The 18,386-nt window shown below is 64.7% G+C and carries 15 protein-coding genes and 1 tRNA gene; 15 read left to right on the forward strand and 1 reads right to left on the reverse strand.

Annotated elements, in window-relative coordinates:
• From QFX32_00005 to QFX32_00050, 10 genes are all read left to right on the forward strand, one after another.
• Window positions 1-614: molybdopterin dinucleotide binding domain-containing protein (locus QFX32_00005; GenBank protein ID MDI9632429.1), on the forward strand; the 614-nt coding region annotated here is incomplete at its 5' end.
• Window positions 584-1,759 (forward strand): Coenzyme F420 hydrogenase/dehydrogenase, beta subunit C-terminal domain, encoded by a 1,176-nt coding sequence (locus QFX32_00010; protein ID MDI9632430.1) that lies wholly within the window; start codon window positions 584-586, stop codon window positions 1,757-1,759. The genes QFX32_00005 and QFX32_00010, both read left to right, overlap by 31 nt.
• Before the next feature lie 293 nt (window positions 1,760-2,052).
• Entirely contained in the window at window positions 2,053-2,976 is a 924-nt protein-coding gene (locus QFX32_00015) for a DUF475 domain-containing protein (GenBank protein MDI9632431.1), read from the forward strand.
• 187 nt (window positions 2,977-3,163) lie between these two features.
• Complete coding sequence (locus QFX32_00020) at window positions 3,164-3,844, forward strand: 2,5-diamino-6-(ribosylamino)-4(3H)-pyrimidinone 5'-phosphate reductase (protein ID MDI9632432.1); 681 nt, start codon at window positions 3,164-3,166, stop codon at window positions 3,842-3,844.
• A gap of 23 nt (window positions 3,845-3,867) precedes the next feature.
• Complete coding sequence (locus tag QFX32_00025) at window positions 3,868-5,106, forward strand: anion transporter (GenBank protein MDI9632433.1); 1,239 nt, start codon at window positions 3,868-3,870, stop codon at window positions 5,104-5,106.
• Window positions 5,107-5,217: 111 nt separating this feature from the next.
• Window positions 5,218-7,656 (forward strand): heavy metal translocating P-type ATPase, encoded by a 2,439-nt coding sequence (locus QFX32_00030; GenBank protein MDI9632434.1) that lies wholly within the window; start codon window positions 5,218-5,220, stop codon window positions 7,654-7,656.
• A gap of 218 nt (window positions 7,657-7,874) precedes the next feature.
• The gene (locus QFX32_00035; GenBank protein ID MDI9632435.1) at window positions 7,875-8,618 is read left to right on the forward strand and encodes a hypothetical protein; all 744 of its coding nucleotides are present in this window, start codon (window positions 7,875-7,877) and stop codon (window positions 8,616-8,618) included.
• A gap of 112 nt (window positions 8,619-8,730) precedes the next feature.
• The gene (locus QFX32_00040; protein MDI9632436.1) at window positions 8,731-9,219 is read left to right on the forward strand and encodes a ferritin; all 489 of its coding nucleotides are present in this window, start codon (window positions 8,731-8,733) and stop codon (window positions 9,217-9,219) included.
• A gap of 94 nt (window positions 9,220-9,313) precedes the next feature.
• The gene (locus QFX32_00045; GenBank protein ID MDI9632437.1) at window positions 9,314-10,435 is read left to right on the forward strand and encodes a DUF362 domain-containing protein; all 1,122 of its coding nucleotides are present in this window, start codon (window positions 9,314-9,316) and stop codon (window positions 10,433-10,435) included.
• Window positions 10,436-10,668: 233 nt separating this feature from the next.
• Window positions 10,669-12,258: a glutamate synthase-related protein gene (locus QFX32_00050; GenBank protein MDI9632438.1), complete on the forward strand. Its 1,590-nt coding sequence runs from the start codon at window positions 10,669-10,671 to the stop codon at window positions 12,256-12,258.
• A gap of 82 nt (window positions 12,259-12,340) precedes the next feature.
• On the opposite strand, the gene QFX32_00055 is transcribed toward QFX32_00050, so the two are convergent.
• On the reverse strand, window positions 12,341-13,486 hold the full coding sequence (locus QFX32_00055) for a hypothetical protein (protein ID MDI9632439.1): 1,146 nt from the start codon (window positions 13,484-13,486) through the stop codon (window positions 12,341-12,343).
• Window positions 13,487-13,669: 183 nt separating this feature from the next.
• Between QFX32_00055 and QFX32_00060 the strand changes: the two genes are divergently transcribed.
• The 5 genes from QFX32_00060 to rpoB all read left to right on the forward strand — a co-directional run bounded on the left by QFX32_00060 (window position 13,670) and on the right by rpoB (window position 18,374).
• A complete protein-coding gene (locus QFX32_00060) occupies window positions 13,670-14,449 on the forward strand; it encodes a response regulator (GenBank protein MDI9632440.1) in 780 nt (259 codons plus the stop codon).
• A 110-nt stretch (window positions 14,450-14,559) separates the two neighbouring features.
• Window positions 14,560-14,633 (forward strand) — tRNA-Lys (locus QFX32_00065).
• A 90-nt stretch (window positions 14,634-14,723) separates the two neighbouring features.
• Window positions 14,724-14,975 carry a DNA-directed RNA polymerase subunit H gene (locus QFX32_00070; protein MDI9632441.1) on the forward strand — a complete coding sequence of 84 codons (252 nt, stop codon included), beginning with the start codon at window positions 14,724-14,726 and terminating at the stop codon, window positions 14,973-14,975.
• A 28-nt stretch (window positions 14,976-15,003) separates the two neighbouring features.
• The gene (locus QFX32_00075) at window positions 15,004-16,563 is read left to right on the forward strand and encodes a DNA-directed RNA polymerase subunit B'' (protein MDI9632442.1); all 1,560 of its coding nucleotides are present in this window, start codon (window positions 15,004-15,006) and stop codon (window positions 16,561-16,563) included.
• Window positions 16,560-18,374, forward strand: coding sequence for a DNA-directed RNA polymerase subunit B (gene rpoB / locus QFX32_00080; GenBank protein ID MDI9632443.1), 1,815 nt, complete (start codon window positions 16,560-16,562; stop codon window positions 18,372-18,374). Before QFX32_00075 ends, rpoB begins: the two co-directional genes overlap by 4 nt.
• The last annotated feature ends 12 nt before the right edge of the window (window positions 18,375-18,386 follow it).

Raw genomic sequence — 18,386 nt, forward strand, 5'->3', positions numbered from 1 at the left:
GCGCGGAGGAGATCTTCGAGGAGATAAGGAAGGTCACGCCGTCCTACGCGGGGATGAGCTACGCGCGGCTCTCGAGGCCCGAGGCGCTCCACTGGCCCTGCCCGACGCCCGACCACCCGGGGACGCCGATCCTCCACAGGGAGAAGTTCGCCCACCCCGACGGGCTCGGCCAGTTCTTCGCCGTCCCGTACAAGCCGCCCGCCGAGGTCCCGGACGACGAGTACCCGTTCGTGCTCACCACAGGCCGGTGCATCTGGCAGTGGCACACGGGGACGATGACCCGCAGGTCCGCGTCGCTCGAGGCCGAGGAACCCACCGGCTGGATCGAGATCAACCCCGAGGACGCAAAGGCACTCGGGATCAAGAACGGCGAGATGGTCAGGGCAACGACCCGCCGCGGGTCCGTCGAGGTCACCGCGCGCGTCACGCCCGACATCATGAAGGGTGTCACGTTCATGCCGTTCCACTACAGGGAGTGCCCCGCAAACATCCTCACCAACAACGCGCTCGATCCCATCGCGAAGATCCCGGAGTTCAAGGCCTGTGCCGTGAGAATCGAGAAGATCGAGGGGGGGGAAGTGAAATGGGACTCTTTTCCGGGAAAACAGACGTGAAGAAAGGCGACATGTTCTATGCGTGGACAAGTGACGAGGATATCGCGAAGAGAGCCGAGTGCGGCGGTGCGGTGACGGGGCTCCTGAAGTATGCCCTCGCACAGGGGATAGTGGACGGTGTCATTGCTGTCAGGAAGGGCCAGGACATCTACGACGCGGTCCCGGTCCTCGTCACCGACCCGTCCCAGCTGAAGGAGACTGCCGGGTCCCTCCACTGCGGGACGCTCCTCCTCGCGAATGCTGCCCGGAAGTTCACGGAAGGTTCGAAGGGGATGAAAATCGCGGTCACCGTGAAAGGCTGCGATGTCATGGCGTTCCACGAGCTCGCGAAGAGGAAGAAGGTCGACCTCGGGAATCTCCTCCTCATCGGCGTCAACTGCGGGGGGACGGTAAGCCCCGTGATGGCACGCAAGATGATCCGCGAGAAGTTCGGGGTCGACCCCGACACGGTCACGAAGGAGGAGATCGACCGTGGCCAGTTCATCATCGAGTACCCGGGAGGCCACAAGGGCATCAAGATCGATGACCTCGAGGAGGAGGGCTACGGGCGCCGCTCCAACTGCCGCCGGTGCCTCTACAAGGTCCCGCGCCAGGCCGACCTCGCGTGCGGGAACTGGGGTGTCATCGGCGACAAGGCCGGCAAGGCGACTTTCGTCGAAGTCTGCAGCGAGAAGGGTGCCGACCTCCTCGCGCGCGCGGTGAGAGATGGTACGCTCAAGATAGAGAAGCCGGACCCGAAGGGCATCGAGATGCGCGCGAAGGTCGAGGGCGCGATGGTCAAGCTCGGGGAGAAATGGAGGAAGAAGGACTTCGAGGCACTCTCCGGCGACCTGTGGGGGACGATCAGGAAAGAGACATCCCGGTGCATCAAGTGTTACTCGTGCATCGAGAACTGCCCCGTCTGCTTCCCCTCTGCCGATGCCCTCACAAGGAAGGGATACTTCGTGAGACCAGGCGAGGTCCCGCCCAACCCCATGTTCCACCTCCGCCGGTTTGCCCACATCTCGGACTCCTGCATCAACTGCGGCCAGTGCGAGGAGCTCTGCGCGATGGACATCCCACTCGCCCGGTTCTCGCACGCAATCAGGGTCGAGGCAGATTCTGCGTTTGAACCAAAGCTCGGGAGACCCGAGTACAAGAACTGAGAAATCACACACCTTTTTTTTTGGCGCAAAGTGACTCGCAGAACGTCTCTGCCCCTTCAGGGGGCGGGCGCGGATAAAAATGCCTGAATTCCGTCTGTGCGTGGAACTGGGGAATGAAGCACGGAGTTTTAGGGAGTCTTCGGTCCACGTCGTGTTCCGGTATCGCATGCGCGCCCTTCAACGAGGATGTGGATTGATCGCGCGCGAGACAGCGCCCCGGTGCATGCCCGGACAGGGGAGAGACAGGGAAGATTTTTGCGGTGGGATGAGAGTAAAATAGAGAAGTAGCACTCATGGACGTTTTTTCCTCGATTCTCATCGTCGCCGGCCTCGTCCTCTTCGAGACGATCACGAGCATCGACAACGCGATCATCAACGCAGAGGTCCTCTCGACGATGAAGGAGTGGGCGAGGCGGTGGTTCCTCCTCTGGGGCCTCCTCTTCGCGGTCTTCGTGGTCCGGGGTGTCATGCCGTGGATCATCGTCTGGATGTCCACGCCGTCCCTCGGGCCCGTGGGGGCCCTCACCGCGACGTTCTCGAGCGATCCCGCGGTGATCGCGGCGATCGAGGAGTCCGCGCCGGTCCTCCTCATGGGAGGGGGAACGTTCCTCGTCTTCCTCTTCTTCCACTGGCTCTTCCTCGAGCCGAAGTTCTACGGGCTCCGCGGCGAGCGGTACATCGCGACGAAGGGCGTCTGGTTCTTCGCGGTCGTCTCCGTCCTCCTCACGTTCCTCGTCTGGGAGGCACTCGGCGTGAACCCCATGATGGCCTTCGGCGCCGTTGTCGGGTCGACCGCGTTCTTCATCGTCCACGGCTTCCGCCAGAACGCGGAGGAGCAGGAGAAGAGGATGGTCGGCGGGAACATGTCGGACATCTCGAAGATATTCTACCTCGAGGTGATCGACGCGACGTTCTCGATTGACGGGGTGCTCGGTGCATTCGCGTTCACGCTCTCGGTCCCCCTCATCATCCTCGGGAACGGGATGGGCGCGTTCGTCGTGAGGGAACTCACGGTCAGGAACGTGGAGAACATCAGGAAGTACCGGTACCTCAAGAACGGCGCGATGTACTCCATCCTCGTCCTCGGGACGATCATGATCCTCGATGCTTTCGGCGCCCACATCCCGAGCTGGCTCTCGCCCCTCGTCACTTTCGCGATAGTGGGATTCTTCTTCTACAAGTCAGTGCGGTACGTCGCGCTCCGGGAACAGGAGTGAGGGAGGAGGGGAGTGCGGGGAGAAAATGACCGCCGCGGAATGCAGCGTTCTCCCCCGGCAGCGCCCCGATTCCCCGATTGTGCGGGTGCCCTGCCCGGCCGGGAGGACGGGGGAGACGCCGCGTTCCTCCTCGCGCTCCCCCGCCATTTTGAATACCGCGCGCGACCCATGATCCCGCGGAATGGCAATGGAGCGCCCCCACGTCATCGTGAATCTCGCCATGAGCGCGGACGGGAAGATCTCGACGCGGGAACGAAGGCAGGTGAAGATCTCGGGCCCGTCTGACTTCGCCCGCGTGGACCGGCTCAAGGCGGAGTGCGACGGGATCATGGTCGGGATCGGGACCGTCCTCGCCGACGATCCCTCCCTCACGGTGAAGTCCCCGCACCTCGTCGAGGAGAGGGTGAGGAGGGGCCTTCCCGAACATCCCACGAGGATCGTCGTCGACTCCCGCGCGCGGACGCCCCTCACCGCGGCGGTGCTCCACCGGGGGAGCGGCAGGAGGATCGTCGCGTGCAGCGCGGCAGCGGATGGGGGGCGCGTCGCGGCCCTCAGGGAGTACGCCGAGGTGATCGTCGCCGGGGAATCGGAGGTCGACCTGCCCGCACTCATGGGAGCACTCCACGAAAAAGGGATCTCGAGGCTGATGGTCGAGGGAGGCGGCACGCTCATTGGGGCCCTCTTTGCCGCGGGGCTCGTCGACGAGCTGATCACGTTCGTCGGGAACATCGTCATCGGGGGCAGGGATGCGCCGACGCCGGCCGACGGGGCTGGCTTCATCCGCGAGGACGAGTTCCCCCGCCTCTCCCTCTTCTCCCTCGAGCGGATGGACCAGGGAGTCCTCCTCCACTGGATGGTGGAGAGGTAACATTCTCCCGCGGGCGCAACCAGATGTCCCCCGTTCCCGTCCCGGCGGTCCCCGTCCTCGTCCTCCTCGGTGTCTTCGTGCTGATCGCGGTCCGGCAGGTCGGGAGGTTTCGGTTCCGGATCTGGCAGGCGATGTGCATCGGCGCCGCGGCGGTCCTCGTGCTCGGGCAGATCGATCCCCTCCGCGCCCTCCGCGCGGTCAACCCGGACGTGATGCTCTTCCTCTTCGGGATGTTCGTCGTCGGCGAGGCGCTCGATCGGAGCGGGTACTTGAACAGCCTCGCGTTCCGGCTCTTCTCGAGGGCCCGCGACGGGAGGGAGTTCATCCTCCTCGTCCTCCTCGCCATGGGATCGTTCTCGGCCATCCTGATGAACGACACCGTCGCGATCATCGGGACGCCCGTCGCGATCACGTACGCGTGCCGGTTCGGGATCGACCCTAAGAGGGCCCTCCTCGCGCTCTGCATCGCCGTGACGACCGGCAGCGTGTGCAGCCCGATCGGGAACCCCCAGAACCTCCTCATCGCCACGTACGGCGGTCTTCCCCAGCCATTCTCGACCTTCTTCGCCTTCCTCGCCCTGCCGACGCTCGTGAACCTCGCCGTCGCGTACATCTTCCTCACCCGCGGCATGCGGAAGGACGAGTACAGGTGCACGTTCGACGGGAGCGAGGGCCGGGTGAAGGACAGGGACCTCGCACGCATCGCCCGTCTCTCCCTCGTCCTCATCGTCACCCTCATCGCGGTCAGGACCGCGATCGGCCACGATCTCTTCTCCCTCTCCCTCATCGCGCTCGCGGGTGCGCTCCCCGTGCTCCTCCTGTCCCGCGAGCGTCTCACCATCGTGAGGAACATCGACTGGCCCACGCTCGCGTTCTTCGCCGCGATGTTCGTGCTGATGCAGAGCGTGTACGACACGGGCTTCTTCCAGTCGGGAATCGACTTTGGCGCCGTCACGTCGGTCCCCCTCCTCCTCGGGACGAGCGTCGTCATGAGCCAGTTCATCTCGAACGTCCCGTTCATCGCACTCTTCCTCCCGCTCATGGGGGGCGACGGGATGCCGGTCCGCTCGCTGATGGCCCTCGCCGCGGGGAGCACGATCGCGGGGAACCTCACGGTGCTCGGCGCGGCGAGCAACGTCATCGTCATCGAGAACGCGGAGAGGAGGGGGTACACCCTCACGTTCTGGGAGTTCCTGAGGGTGGGGGCACCGCTCACCGCCGCGCAGGTCCTCGTGTACTGGGCGTTCCTCTCGTGGTTCTGACGGGGGACAAGGGGAATTCCTGCCCGGGACCGGCTCGCCGTGACGCGGGGGATCCCTTTATGGTCACCGCGGGAGAACAGCGCTCCTGTGAGAAGAGACGGGGAGTGAGCCGTGGGAAAGGAGGACGTGATCTTGAAGGTCTCCGGGATGCACTGCGCGTCATGCGCGGCCACCCTCAAGAGAGCCCTCGAGGCGACCGGGAAGGTCGACGCGGCAGAGGTGGACCTCGTGGGGGGGACGGTGCGGGTCACCCCCGGTCCCCCGGGTGTGACGCTTTCGGAACTCGAGGAGACTGTGAGGAAGGCCGGGTTCGAGGTGGTCCACGAGAGCATCACCCTGAAGGTCGGCGGGATGCACTGCGCGTCGTGCGCGGGTGCCGTGGAGAGGGCGCTCGCGTCGCTCCCGGGTGTCGCGAAGGCGACCGTCAACCTCGCGACGGGTGAAGTATCGGTCCTCTACAACCCGTCCCTTGCGACGGTCAGAGAGATGGGGCGGGCGATCGGGGATGCCGGCTACGCCTTCCTCGGTGTCGCCGGCGTCGGGGCCGCGGAACCCGGGGAGGAACAGGGGGCCCGCGGCCTCCGCGACATATCGAGGAGGTTTTCCATCGGTTTTGGGGTGAGCATCCCGGTCTTCGCCGCGATGCTCCTCTCTCCCCCCGGGACCCTCCACCGGTATTCCCTCGTCCTCCTCGGGATCACCACCCCTGCCTTCCTCTACGTGGCGTACCCCATCTACAGGGCCGCGGCTGCATCCCTCCGGAACCGGGCACTCACCATGGACGTGATGTATGCCATGGGCACCGGGGTCGCATTCGCGGCGAGCGTGGCCGCGACCTTCGATCTCGGGCTCCCCCGCGAATTCATGCTCTACGATACCGCGCTCATGCTCGCCTCGTTCCTGATGCTCGGGAGGTACCTCGAGGAGAGGGCGAAGGGCAGGACGACGGACGCGATCAGGGCGCTCGCGAGGCTCGCGCCCCGGGTGGCAACCCTCGTGACACCCGGGGGGGAGAGGCAGGTCCCGGTCAGCGAGGTGAGGGTGGGCGACATCGTCAGGGTCACCCCGGGCGACAGCGTCCCGGTGGACGGGGTCGTCGTGCGGGGGGAGAGCGCGGTCGACGAGTCGATGGTCACGGGCGAGCCCCTGCCCGCCTACAAGGCGCCCGGTTCGAGGGTGGTCGCGGGCACGATCAACACGAACGGCGTCCTCGAGGTGAGGGCAGAGAGGGTGGGGGAGGAGACGGTCCTCGCGCGGATCGTCGCCCTCGTCCGCGAGGCGCAGGCATCCCGTCCCCCCGTCCAGAGGCTCGCGGACACGGCGGTCGCGTACTTCATCCCGTCGATCCTCGCCGTCGCGACGGCGACATTCCTCCTGTGGTTCCTCGTCCTCGGCGCCCCCGCGGGTTTCGCCATCACGGCATTCATCTCTGTCATCGTCGTCGCGTGCCCCTGTGCCCTCGGCCTCGCGACACCCACGGCCGTCACCGTGGGGATCGGGCGGGGCGCGGAACTCGGGATCCTCGTGCGCAATGGCGAGGCACTCGAGGTCGCCGACCGCGTCACGGACGTCGTCCTCGACAAGACGGGCACCCTCACGGAGGGGAGACCCGCCGTGACAGACCTCGTCCCGGTCGGAACCGACGAAAAGACGCTCCTCTCCCTCGCGGCAGCGGTGGAGAGGAACTCGAAACACCCCCTGTCCCGGGCCATCGTGGAGAAGGCGGCAGGAGAAGGCGTTCCCCCGGGAGAGGCGGAGGACTTCTCCCAACACGGGGGGAGGGGCGTCTCCGCGCGCGTCCGCGGGGAGGTGGTCCTCGTGGGGAACCGGGAGTTCATGGAGGAGAACGGTGTCCCCGTCTCCCCGGGGGAGGAAGGGATCCTCGCGGGGCTCGAGGGAGAGGGGAAGACCGCGGTCCTCGTCGCCGCGGGGGGCCGGGTGGCAGGGATCATCGGCATCTCCGACCCGCCCCGGAAAACGACGCAGGCCGCGATCGGGGAGTTCCGGCGGATGGGCCTCTCCATCCGGATGGTCACCGGCGACAACAGGCGGACCGCCGAGGCGCTCGGGAAGGCCCTCGGGATCACCGAGATCGTGGCGGGTGTCCTCCCCGACGGGAAGGCGCACGTCATCAAGGAGCTCAAGAGGGAGGGGAGGGTCGTCGCGTTCGTGGGGGACGGGGTGAACGACGCCCCGGCCCTCGCGACGGCCGACGTCGGGATCGCGATGGGTGGCGGGACGGACGTCGCGGTGGAGAGCGGCGACATCGTCCTCACGCGCGACGACGTCCTCCACGCGGCAGCGGCGCTGGAGCTCGCGCGGAAGGTGATGGCGAGGATCCGCGGGAACCTCTTCTGGGCATTCGCGTACAACGCGGCCCTCGTCCCGATCGCCGCGGGTGCCCTCTACCCCCTCACCGGCACCCTCCTCCGCCCCGAGCTCGCGGCGCTCGCGATGGCTGCAAGCTCCGTCTCCGTCGTCTCGCTCTCGCTCACGCTAAAGCGGTACGTGCCGCCCGCACTGGCCGCCGCGGGAAGAGAGGGGGGATGAGGGAGGTCACCGCGGGACCCGCGCTCTGCACCGGGACCTGCCGTGCCGCGTGGCAAGCGGGGTGATCTCCCGCCGAGTCTCCGCTCTCTTGGAAATCCCCCGCGGGGGGTTGGCCGGGAGTCGCGGTCACGCGGTCGGACGGGCGATCCCTCCGCCCGGTCCGTGATGGAGCAGATCATTTAATCCCCCGGCAGGCGAGACGCAGGGAGAGGATCCCCATGAGATACTCGTGGCAGTTGAAACTCGGCGCCCTCCTCCTCTTCCTCTCGTTCCTCGTCTACCTCGTCAAGTTCCTCGTCCTCGGCGACCCGGAAAACACGTACTTCTACGTGTTCAACGCCCTCGGGTTCCTCCCCGTGAACGTCCTCCTCGTCACGGTCGTCCTCAACGAGCTCCTGAGTGTCCGGGCCCGGAACGAGCGGATGGAGAAGCTGAACATGGTCATAGGGACCTACTTCTCGGAGGCCGGCACGGACCTCCTCGGGGTCATGGTCCGCAGGGACCCAGAGATCGACCGCATTGCGCACTCGCTCGTGGTGAGGGACGGGTGGGACGATCGGGACTTTGGCAGGGTACGCGGGATATTCTCCGCGCACACGTTCGCAACCGAGCTTGGGCGGGATGACTTCGCGTCGCTCCGGGCATTCCTGAGGGAGAAGAGGAACTTCCTCCTCCGCCTCCTCGAAAATCCCCTCCTCCTCGAGCACCAGTCTTTCACGGCGCTCCTGCGCGCGGTCTTCCACCTCGCAGAGGAACTCGACCGGAGGGGAGACCTCGGGGCCATCCCCGAGAGCGACCTCCTCCACCTCCGGAAGGACGCACAAAGGGTCTACCGGCTCTCGTGCGGGGAATGGCTCTCCTACATGCGCCACCTGAAGGAGAGTTACCCGTACCTCTTCTCGCTCGCCGTGCGGACCAATCCCTTCGACAGGAATGCCCGCGTGGTCGTCGGCGGGGAGTGATACCCTGCCCCATCTCCCCGCGGGCTCCCGCGCGGTCTCTGCGGGGGCTTTCCCTTGGGAAAGCATTAATTGCGGGGGGAGTGGATGTACCGGGTGAAAGGAGTGAGAGATTTTGCTCAAGAAGAAGGTTGAAGATGCTCTGAACGCGCAGTTGAACGCGGAGTTGTATTCCGCGTACCTCTACCTCGCGATGTCTGCCTACTGCGAGACGATACCGATGAAGGGCTTCGCGCGGTGGCTGCGGCTCCAGGCGGGCGAGGAGAGGGAGCACGCCATGAAGTTCTTTGACTACATCATCGAGGCAGGGGGGACGGTGAAGCTCTCCCGCATCGATGCCCCGGAGGGGAGCTGGAACTCCGTGGGGGACGTCTTTGCGCAGGTCTACGAGCACGAGAAGAAGGTCACCGGGATGATCCACGCGCTCATGGACCTCGCGGTCAAGGAGAAGGATTACGCGACGCAGAATTTCCTCTCGTGGTTCGTGAAGGAGCAGGTCGAGGAGGAGGCAAACGCGAGCGAGATCCTCGCCCGCATCAAGATGTTAAAGGACGTCGCGGGCCACATGTTCTGGCTCGACAAGGAGATGGGCAAGAGGGAGTGAAGGACCTTCCCGACCCGCGTCTCACCCCGGGGCGAAGGGTGATATCCCCGTACCGCAAAACCCCGCCCCGGGAGCGGGAGGAGGCAGAGGAGCGATGCCGGAAAAGGTGTACTTCGCGCGTGCCGGCGGGAGGGATCCCGGGCAGAACACGGTCTCGAAGGTGAGGCGGCTCTTCCACGCGGCGGGGTTCCAGTCCCTCGTCTCGCCCGGAGACCTCACCGCGGTCAAGATCCACTTCGGGGAGGTGGGGAACGACTCCTTCATAAGCCCGGTCCACGCCCGGGTGGTGGTGGACTGCGTGAGGGAAGCCGGGGGAAAACCGTTCCTCACGGACTCAAACACGCTCTACCTCGGCGGGAGGGCGAACGCGGCCGACCACCTCGTGACCGCAATCGAGCACGGGTTCGCATTCGCCGTCGTGAAGGCCCCCGTCACGATCGCAGACGGCCTCCGGGGCAAGAACTACCGCAAGGTCGAGGTCCACCTCCGGCACTTCTCCACGGTCCTCGTCTCGGGGGACATCGCCGACGCGGACGCGATGGTCGTCCTCTCGCACTTCAAGGGGCACGAGGTCGCGGGATTCGGCGGCGCGATCAAGAACCTCGCGATGGGGTGCGCGCCGCCCGCGGGAAAGCAGGCGCAGCACTGCGCCCGCCCCCTCCACGTCGCCGAGAGGTGCACGGGGTGCGGCAAGTGCGCGGCTGCCTGCCCGCGCGAGGCAATCCACATCGAGAGACCACGAGGGGGTGCCGTCGCGCGATTCCACCACACGCGGTGCATCGGCTGCTTCGAGTGCATGACGGTGTGCCCCGCGCGCGCGATCGACGTCGACTGGGAGACCGAGATCCCGGAGTTCGTGGAGAGGATGGTCGAGTACGCGCGGGGCGCGGTGAAGGGCAAGGAGGGGAAGACCGGGTACATGAACTTCCTCCTCGACGTCACCCCGGACTGCGACTGCGTCCCGTGGAGCGACACGCCCATCGTCCCCGACATCGGGATACTCGCCTCCCGGGACCCTGTCGCGATCGACGCCGCGTCATTCGACCTCGTGAACCGGGAGAGGGGGAGGGAAGGATCGTTCCTCCGGGAGAACCTCGGGCAAGGCGAGGACAAGTTCCGGGGAATGAGGAGGAACACCGAGGGCTACCGCCAGATCACGTACGGCGAGGAGGTCGGCCTCGGGTCGCGCGACTACGAGCTCGTCGTCCTCTCCTGACGCCTCCCCCCTCGTCGCGCGAGTATCCCGGCGTGGTTGTCTTTTTTTCCCGCGACACCCCGCGTCCGCCATTTGAAAGACCGGGCCACAACTTGCCGTTTACAGATAACTTAATATAATGAGGGAAGGCAAGCGCTTATAAACATTTAAATTATAAAATTGTTGCCAGTTTGGGTCTCGAATCCCAGACTCGTTTCAAAAATTCGGATTTCACGGAAACGCAGGAGATAGGTATGAATCTTCGTCAGCCGAATGCAAACGAGGCGACAGGCACGTCGAACCGGTCGCGCAACGTCGCCCCGGTCTCCGGGATCTGCACCCGCTGCATCGACGGGTGCAAGGGGAGCTGTGAGATATGGTTGTCTTCGTTCAGGGGGAGGGAAGTCCTCTACCCCGGGCCGTTCGGGGAGATCACCGCGGGGGCGGACAAGAACTACCCCGTCGACTACTCGCACCTGAACATCCAGGGGTATGCCATGGGTGCCCGGGGTCTCCCGGAGGGGACCGAGATCGGGCCTGACAGCGCGGTCTTCTACGCGGTCAACACGGAGACGGAGTACGGCTGGGACAAGAAGGTGAGGATGAAGATCCCGATCTTCACCGGGGCCCTCGGCTCGACGGACATCGCGAGGATAAACTGGGAGCACTTCGCGGTCGGGGCAGCGATCTCCGGGATCACGATCGTGTGCGGGGAGAACGTCTGCGGGGTGGACCCCGCCCTCCAGCTCGACAACAACGGCAAGGTGAAGAAATCACCCGAGATGGACCGGAGGATCGAGACGTACAGGAAGTTCTGGGACGGGTACGGCGAGATGCTCGTCCAGCTGAACGTCGAGGACACGCGCCTTGGGACCGCCGAGTACGTCGCGTCGAAGCACAACCTCGAGACGATCGAGCTCAAGTGGGGACAGGGCGCAAAGTGCATCGGGGGGGAGATCAAGGTAAAGACGCTCGAGAGGGCGATCGAGCTCAAGAAGAGGGGGTACATCGTCCTGCCCGACCCGACACTCCCCGACGTGCAGGCAGCCTTTAGGGCTGGAGCCATCAAGGAGTTCGAGAGGCACTCGCGCCTCGGTTTCGTCTCCAAGGAGGGATTCCTCGAGGAGGTCGACCGCCTCCGCGACATCGGGTTCAAGAGGATCACCCTGAAGACCGGCGCGTACTCGGCCGTCGAGCTCGCGATGGCGCTCCGGTACGGGTCAGAGGCGAAGATCGACCTCCTCACCATCGACGGTGCCCCGGGCGGGACCGGGATGAGCCCGTGGCCCATGATGAACGAGTGGGGCATCCCCACGTTCTACCTCCAGTCCCTCGCGTACGAGTACGCGGAACTCCTCAGGAAGAGGGGTAAAAGGGTCCCCGACCTCGCGATGGCGGGCGGGTTCTCCGACGAACCCGGTGTCTTCAAGGCGCTCGCGATGGGGAGCCCCTACTTCAAGGCCGTCTGCATGGGCCGCGGCCTCATGATCCCGGGCATGGTGGGCAAGAACATCGGGAAGTGGCTCGAGGCAGGAGACCTCCCGAAAACCGTCTCGAAGTACGGGTCCACCCCCGAGGAGATATTCGTCACGTGGGAGGAGCTCCGCGAGAAGTACGGCGCCCGGTTCAAGGAGATCCCGATGGGCGCGATCGGGATCTACACGTACGCGCAGAAGTTCAAGGTCGGTCTCCAGCAGATCATGGCCGGGAGCAGGAACTTCAGCATCTCGTCGATCTCCCGCAACGATGTCATGGCACTCACGGAGGAGGCCTCGCGGGTATCCGGGATACCCTACGTGATGGACGCCTATGCCGACGAGGCGTTCACGGTCCTCCTCGACTGATTCACAATCCAATTTTTTTTTCGAATTTTTCCCGGCCCGGGGAATCCCGGGTCAATAATGCCCGCGGTGTCCCGGCCCGATCTTACCGCGGCGAGAATGCCTCGAGGATCCTGTGCGTGATGCGCGAGCCGAGAGACGGGGTGAGCGACTCAAGCCAGAGGAAGAATCCGACCCGCGGCGGGGTGTTCCGCTCGAACTTGAAGTTCCCCTCCCTGTCGAGGACCATCTTGAGGTACTCTTTCTTCTCCCGCGAGCGGAGGTAGATGAGCGGCTCGTACCCGGGCAGGTCCGTCGCGAGGATCACCTTCGAAAACCTCCTCTGGAGCTCGTCGAACCCCACCTTCCTCCCCCTGATCTCGAACGCGTAGTCCCTGCACACGCTCCGGACGGCCGAGGGGTAGAGACCCCCGTAGAGGATCTTCTTCACCAGGGGTGCCGTCTCGTGGGGATTCGGGGCGTTCCTCACGTCGAGGGACTGGGAGACGTGGGAGAAGACCCAGTTCCTCTGCCAGTCGTGGAATTTCTGGTAATCGAAGGGGCGGCGGAACGGGATCGTGGTCGCATCGACCATCTTTTCGTGGAGTGCCACGGGGGACCCGGCCTTCTTCCCCGCGTTCTTGGAGCCGAGGGACGCCTTGATGCTCTCGCACGAGCCGGTCATGAGGTGGTACGTGTGGGGTGCCTGGAGTATCCTCCGGCCCGCCGAGTAGTGGGTGATATCGAAGGAGGAGACGAGGAGGAAGGGAACGACGGGCTGGTCGAAGAGGTAGCCGAGGAGGTTCCTCTTGTACTGGACCTCCACCTCGAATTCCTTTAAATCCGATGGTGACGTGAGGACTTCCGCGAACATTATCCTCTCGTCCGCGTCGACCATCAGCAGGTCGAACTCCGCGAGGTCCTGGCCGTTGCCCCGGATGGTGATATCGCCGGACCGCGAGTAGAAGATGCCGTTCTGCCCGAGCCGCGCGTTCCTCCTGCGCCGCGGGGCATCCGCGCCCTTGAGCGCGACGGAGCGGATCGCGTCGTTTTCCGCGGAGATCTCGACGAACGTCTCGTAGATGATCGCCTCGTACCACCTGCCCTCCGCCGTCCTCATCCTGTCGATGTCCGCGGAGAAGAGCTTCGCGCGTTCCGCCCTCGACAGGTGCCGGGCAGCCCTCCGTACCGTGGAGGGTTTCGGAGGGAGAAAGGGGGATATATCCCCGAGGCAATCTGTCAGCGGGACCATTCTCTAATTATATATAAAACCCATGTAACTATTAATACAGCCGGTCATACCCTCCCCATTCCCTCCCGCGACCTCCCCCGTGGAGAAGGGTGGATACCGGAGAGTACCTCTCCCATCCCCCCGCGGGGAGATCGGCGAGGGAGAGGAGCGCATGACTCCCGCGAGACCCGGGGCGAAGGGACCATGGGCCAGACGATCCTCATCGTGGACGACAACAAGTTCATCGTCGAGGGACTCCACGCGATCCTCCGCAGGAGGGGGTACCAGACAGTCTCCGCGCTCGGCGGTGCGGAGGCCCTCGCGCTCCTCTCCTCTTCCGTGCCGGACCTCGTCCTCCTCGACATCACGATGGAGCCAATAGACGGGTGGGAGACCCTCCGGAGGATGCGGTCGTGCCCCGGGCTCGAGTCCGTCCCCGTCATCGTCTTTTCCGCCCGGAAGACGCTCTCGGAGGAGGCGGCGTGCCACCAGTACAACGTGAGCGAAGTCCTCGCAAAGCCCATCAATACGTCCCGCCTCCTCGATGCGATCGAGAAGGTCCTGAACCCGGGAGAGGGTGGTGCAGGAACCGGCGCGGGAGACGTCGCTGCCGTGCCCGGAACGGGGGAGGGAAAACCCGCGCCGGGGGTGGGAGAGAGCCCGCCGGTCGCCGCGGTTATGGAGACAGAATCCTCCAAGGTGGAGGCAAGCGAGGGTGACGTACGTGCCGGGAGTTTATCCAAGCATGGAGATGGGAGGGGAGAGGGAGCTCCGGGAGGAGCAGCAACGGTACCCGCGAGTGAATCAGAAATAACGGAACCGGCGATGCCGGGAGGGGGTGAGGAAGCCGGGGGTAAACCCGGGGAAAAGCCGGTGGCGGAACAGGAGATTCGCGGCGAGGATGCGAAGAGAAAAACACTCGAATCGAGGTTACGGGAATACCACGTGAGCATCGGGTTCGAGGGGCACATCCCCGACCAGTGAGACGGCAGGAGCGGCGGGCATTTCCGGAAAAATCTGAGGGAATATAGGTTGTGTGAATATATTTATATAGTTTTCCCGCGTTATATTAATGCCACGCATGGGGAGACGGTGGGCTCGTAGCTCAGCTAGGTAGAGCGCCTGGCTTTTAACCAGGTGGTCGAGGGTTCAAATCCCTCCGGGCCCGCTGCCGCGGTCGTCGCGGTCGTGACCAGCGGTTTTACAGGAAAGGGTGGAAAAAGGGAGAGAAAAAATTCATGGAAAAGGGGGTTTTTCGGTGAGCAGCAGGTTGAACGTGCTGAAACATACCATGGTCCCCGACCACAGGATCATGAGCGAAGAAGAAATCCAGCAACTCTATTCTCGTTACAATATCACGAGCGAGCAATTACCCAAGATTTACCACGACGATCCCGCAGTGAAGGCAATCGGTGCGAAGGTGGGGGACGTCATCCGCATCATCCGGACGTCCCACACGGCGGGAAGGGCTGAGTCGTTCAGGATCGTGGTGAAGAGGCCGAAGAAGTGAGACCACGGGACAGGCGGGGCTGATCGTTCTGATTGACAGGAGCGTATTATCGAGGGCATACTTTTCCCAGGAGCATGTTGCGCGCCACCAGCTCGACTCGTTCAACAACTTCCTCACGCAGAACCTGCAGAAGGTCGTGAACGAGCAGAGGATCATCGAGACGGACATCGAGGTGAGGGGGAGGAGCAACGAGCCGGTCTGGGTGGAACTCGGCAAGATCGAGGTGAAGAAGCCGATTGTCCGCGAGGCAGACGGCTCGCAGGGGGATCTCTTCCCGAGCGAGGCACGGCTCCGGAACCTCACGTACGCCGCGCCCATCCAGCTCGAACTCACGCTCGTCCAAGGGGAGGACAGGCAGGAGCCGGTCGTCGCCACGATAGGGCAACTGCCCATCATGGTGGGCTCGATCGCCTGCAACCTCTACGGGATGTCCCCCGAGGAGAGGATCGCCCACGGGGAGGACCCCCTCGACCCCGGGGGATACTTCATCGTGAACGGGACGGAACGCGTCCTGATGACCCTCGAGGACCTCGCGTCGAACAAGATCATGACGGAGTACACGGAGCGGTACAACGAGCGGATCTACGTCGCGAAGGTGTTCTCGCAGTACAGGGGGTACAGGGCACTCGTCGTCGTGGAGCGGAACAGGAAGAACCTCCTCGAGGTCTCCTTCCCGTCGGTCGCGGGGCACCTGCGGTTCGTCGACCTCATGCGGGCTCTCGGGATGGTGAGCGACCACGACATCGTCAGCGCCGTCTCGACCGACGAGGACATCCTCACGTTCATGATGCAGAACCTCGAGGAGAGCGAGTGCGACAGCGTGGAGGCAGGGATCATGTACGTCGGGAAGAAACTCGCCCCGAACCAGACGAGGGACTACCAGAAGAAACGCGCGGAGTTCGTCCTCGACAACTACCTCCTCCCCCACCTCAACTACCTCATGCCCACGAACCTCAAGGAGGGCGACGAGGGGTACAGGGAGGCTGTCGCGGAGGTGAGGCTCGCGAAGGCCCACTTCCTCGGCCGCATGGCAGAGGCGTGCTTCGACCTCGTCCTCCAGAAGAGGAGGATCGACGACAAGGACCACTACTCCAACAAGCGGCTGAAACTCGCGGGTGACCTGATGGAGGATCTCTTCCGCATCTCGCTCAACAGGCTCACGCGCGACATCAAGTACCAGCTCGAGCGGGCGAGCATGCGCCACCGCGACCTCTCCATCGCGACCGCGGTGAGGGCCGACGTCCTGACCGAGCGGCTCCTCCACCCGCTCGCGACCGGGAACTGGGTCGGGGGGCGGACGGGGGTCTCCCAGCTCCTCGACAGGGTGGACCACATGAGCGTCCTCTCCCACCTGCGCAGGGTCATCTCCCCGCTCTCCCGCTCCCAGCCCCACTTCGAGGCACGCGACCTCCACCCGACGCAGTGGGGGAGGATATGCCCGAGCGAGACGCCGGAGGGCCCGAACTGTGGGCTCGTGAAGAACTTCGCGCAGATGGTCGAGATCAGCCGGGGAGTCCCGGACGAGGAAGAGGTGATACGGATGTTGTACTCCCTCGGCGTGGAGCACATCAAGGGAGGTGCAGCGTGAAGAAAGCGCGCGTCTTCGTGGACGGTGCACTGATCGGCCTCGTGGAGGACCCAAGAGCCCTCGTCGCGCAGATCCGCGCGATGAGGCGCCAGGGGATCATCTCCACCGAGGTGAACGTCTCGTACAAGGAGTTCAACAACGACGTCGTGATCCACACGGACAGGGGCCGCGCACGCCGCCCCCTCATCGTCCTCTCGGAGGGCAAACCCCTCATCACCGAGGATGACATCGAGAAGCTCCGGCGCAAGGAGATAGACTTCGACAACCTCGTGCGGAGGGGCCTCATCGAGTTCGTGGACGCAGAGGAGGAGGAAGACCTCTACATCGCCGTCAACCCCGAGGACATCACCCCCGAGCACACGCACCTCGAGATCGACCCCTCCCTCATCCTCGGGATCGCGGCGGCCCACGTCCCGTTCCCCGAGCACAACGCGAGCCCGAGGGTGACGATGGGGGCCGGGATGGTGAAGCAGGCCCTCGGGTTCGGCGCGGCGAACATGAAGATCCGGCCGGACACGCGGGGGCACCTCCTCCACTACGTCCAGAAACCCATCGTCCACACCCAGACCTCGGACCTCATCGGGTCCGACGAGCGGCCCGCGGGGCAGAACTTCGTGGTCGCGATCCTCTCGTACGAGGGGTACAACATCGAGGACGCCCTCATCTTCAACAAGGCGTCCATCGACCGCGGCCTCGGCCGCTCGCACTTCTTCAGGACGTACGAGGGCGAGGAGAGGAGGTACCCGGGCGGCCAGCTCGACCGCATCGAGATCCCCGACGAGGAGGTGATCGGAGCCCACGGGGCGGAGAGCTACAAGAACCTCGACGACGACGGGATCATCAACCCGGAGACAATCGTCCATGAAAAGGACGTCCTCATCGGGAAGACCTCTCCCCCGCGTTTCCTCGAGGAGCCCACGAGCGACCTCATCACCGTCGAGAAGAGGCGCGACACCTCCGTCACGATGAGGAGCAACGAGCGCGGGATCGTCGACACCGTCATCATCACCGAGGGCGAGAACAGCTCGCGCCTCGTGAAGGTCAAGACGAGGGACCTGAGGATCCCCGAGGTGGGCGACAAGTTCGCGTCGCGCCACGGCCAGAAGGGGGTCATCGGGCTCATCGCGCCGCAGGAGGACATGCCGTTCACCGAGTCGGGCCTCACCCCTGACCTCATCATCAACCCCCACGCGATCCCGAGCCGCATGACGATCGGGCACATGCTCGAGATGATCGGGGGGAAGGTCGGCGCGCTCGAGGGGCGCCGCGTGAACGGGACTGCGTTCTCCGGCGAGAGGGAGGACGACCTGAGGGCGGCCCTCAAGAGGCACGGTTTCGCGCACACCGGCCGCGAGGTCATGTACGACGGGATCACGGGCAGGAGGTTTGCCGCCGACATCTACATGGGCGTGATCTACTACCAGAAGCTCTACCACATGGTCTCGTCGAAGATGCACGCGCGTTCCCGCGGTCCTGTCCAGGTCCTCACGCGCCAGCCCACCGAGGGGAGGGCGCGCGAGGGCGGCCTCCGGTTCGGGGAGATGGAGCGCGACGTCATGATCGGCCACGGTGCGGCGATGGCACTGAAGGAACGCCTCCTCGACGAGTCCGACAAGGTCCAGGAGTACGTCTGCGCGCACTGCGGGATGGTGGCCATGCTCGACCGGAAGTCGAACACGACCAAGTGCCTCGCCTGCGGCGCCGAGACGGACATCTACCAGGTCGAGATGTCGTACGCCTTCAAGCTCCTGCTCGACGAGATGAAGAGCATGTGCATCGCCCCACGGCTCAAGCTGGAGGATGTCGTCTAGGAGGGATACCCC

Source organism: Methanolinea sp. (assembly GCA_030055515.1).
Lineage (GTDB): Archaea > Halobacteriota > Methanomicrobia > Methanomicrobiales > Methanospirillaceae > Methanolinea_A.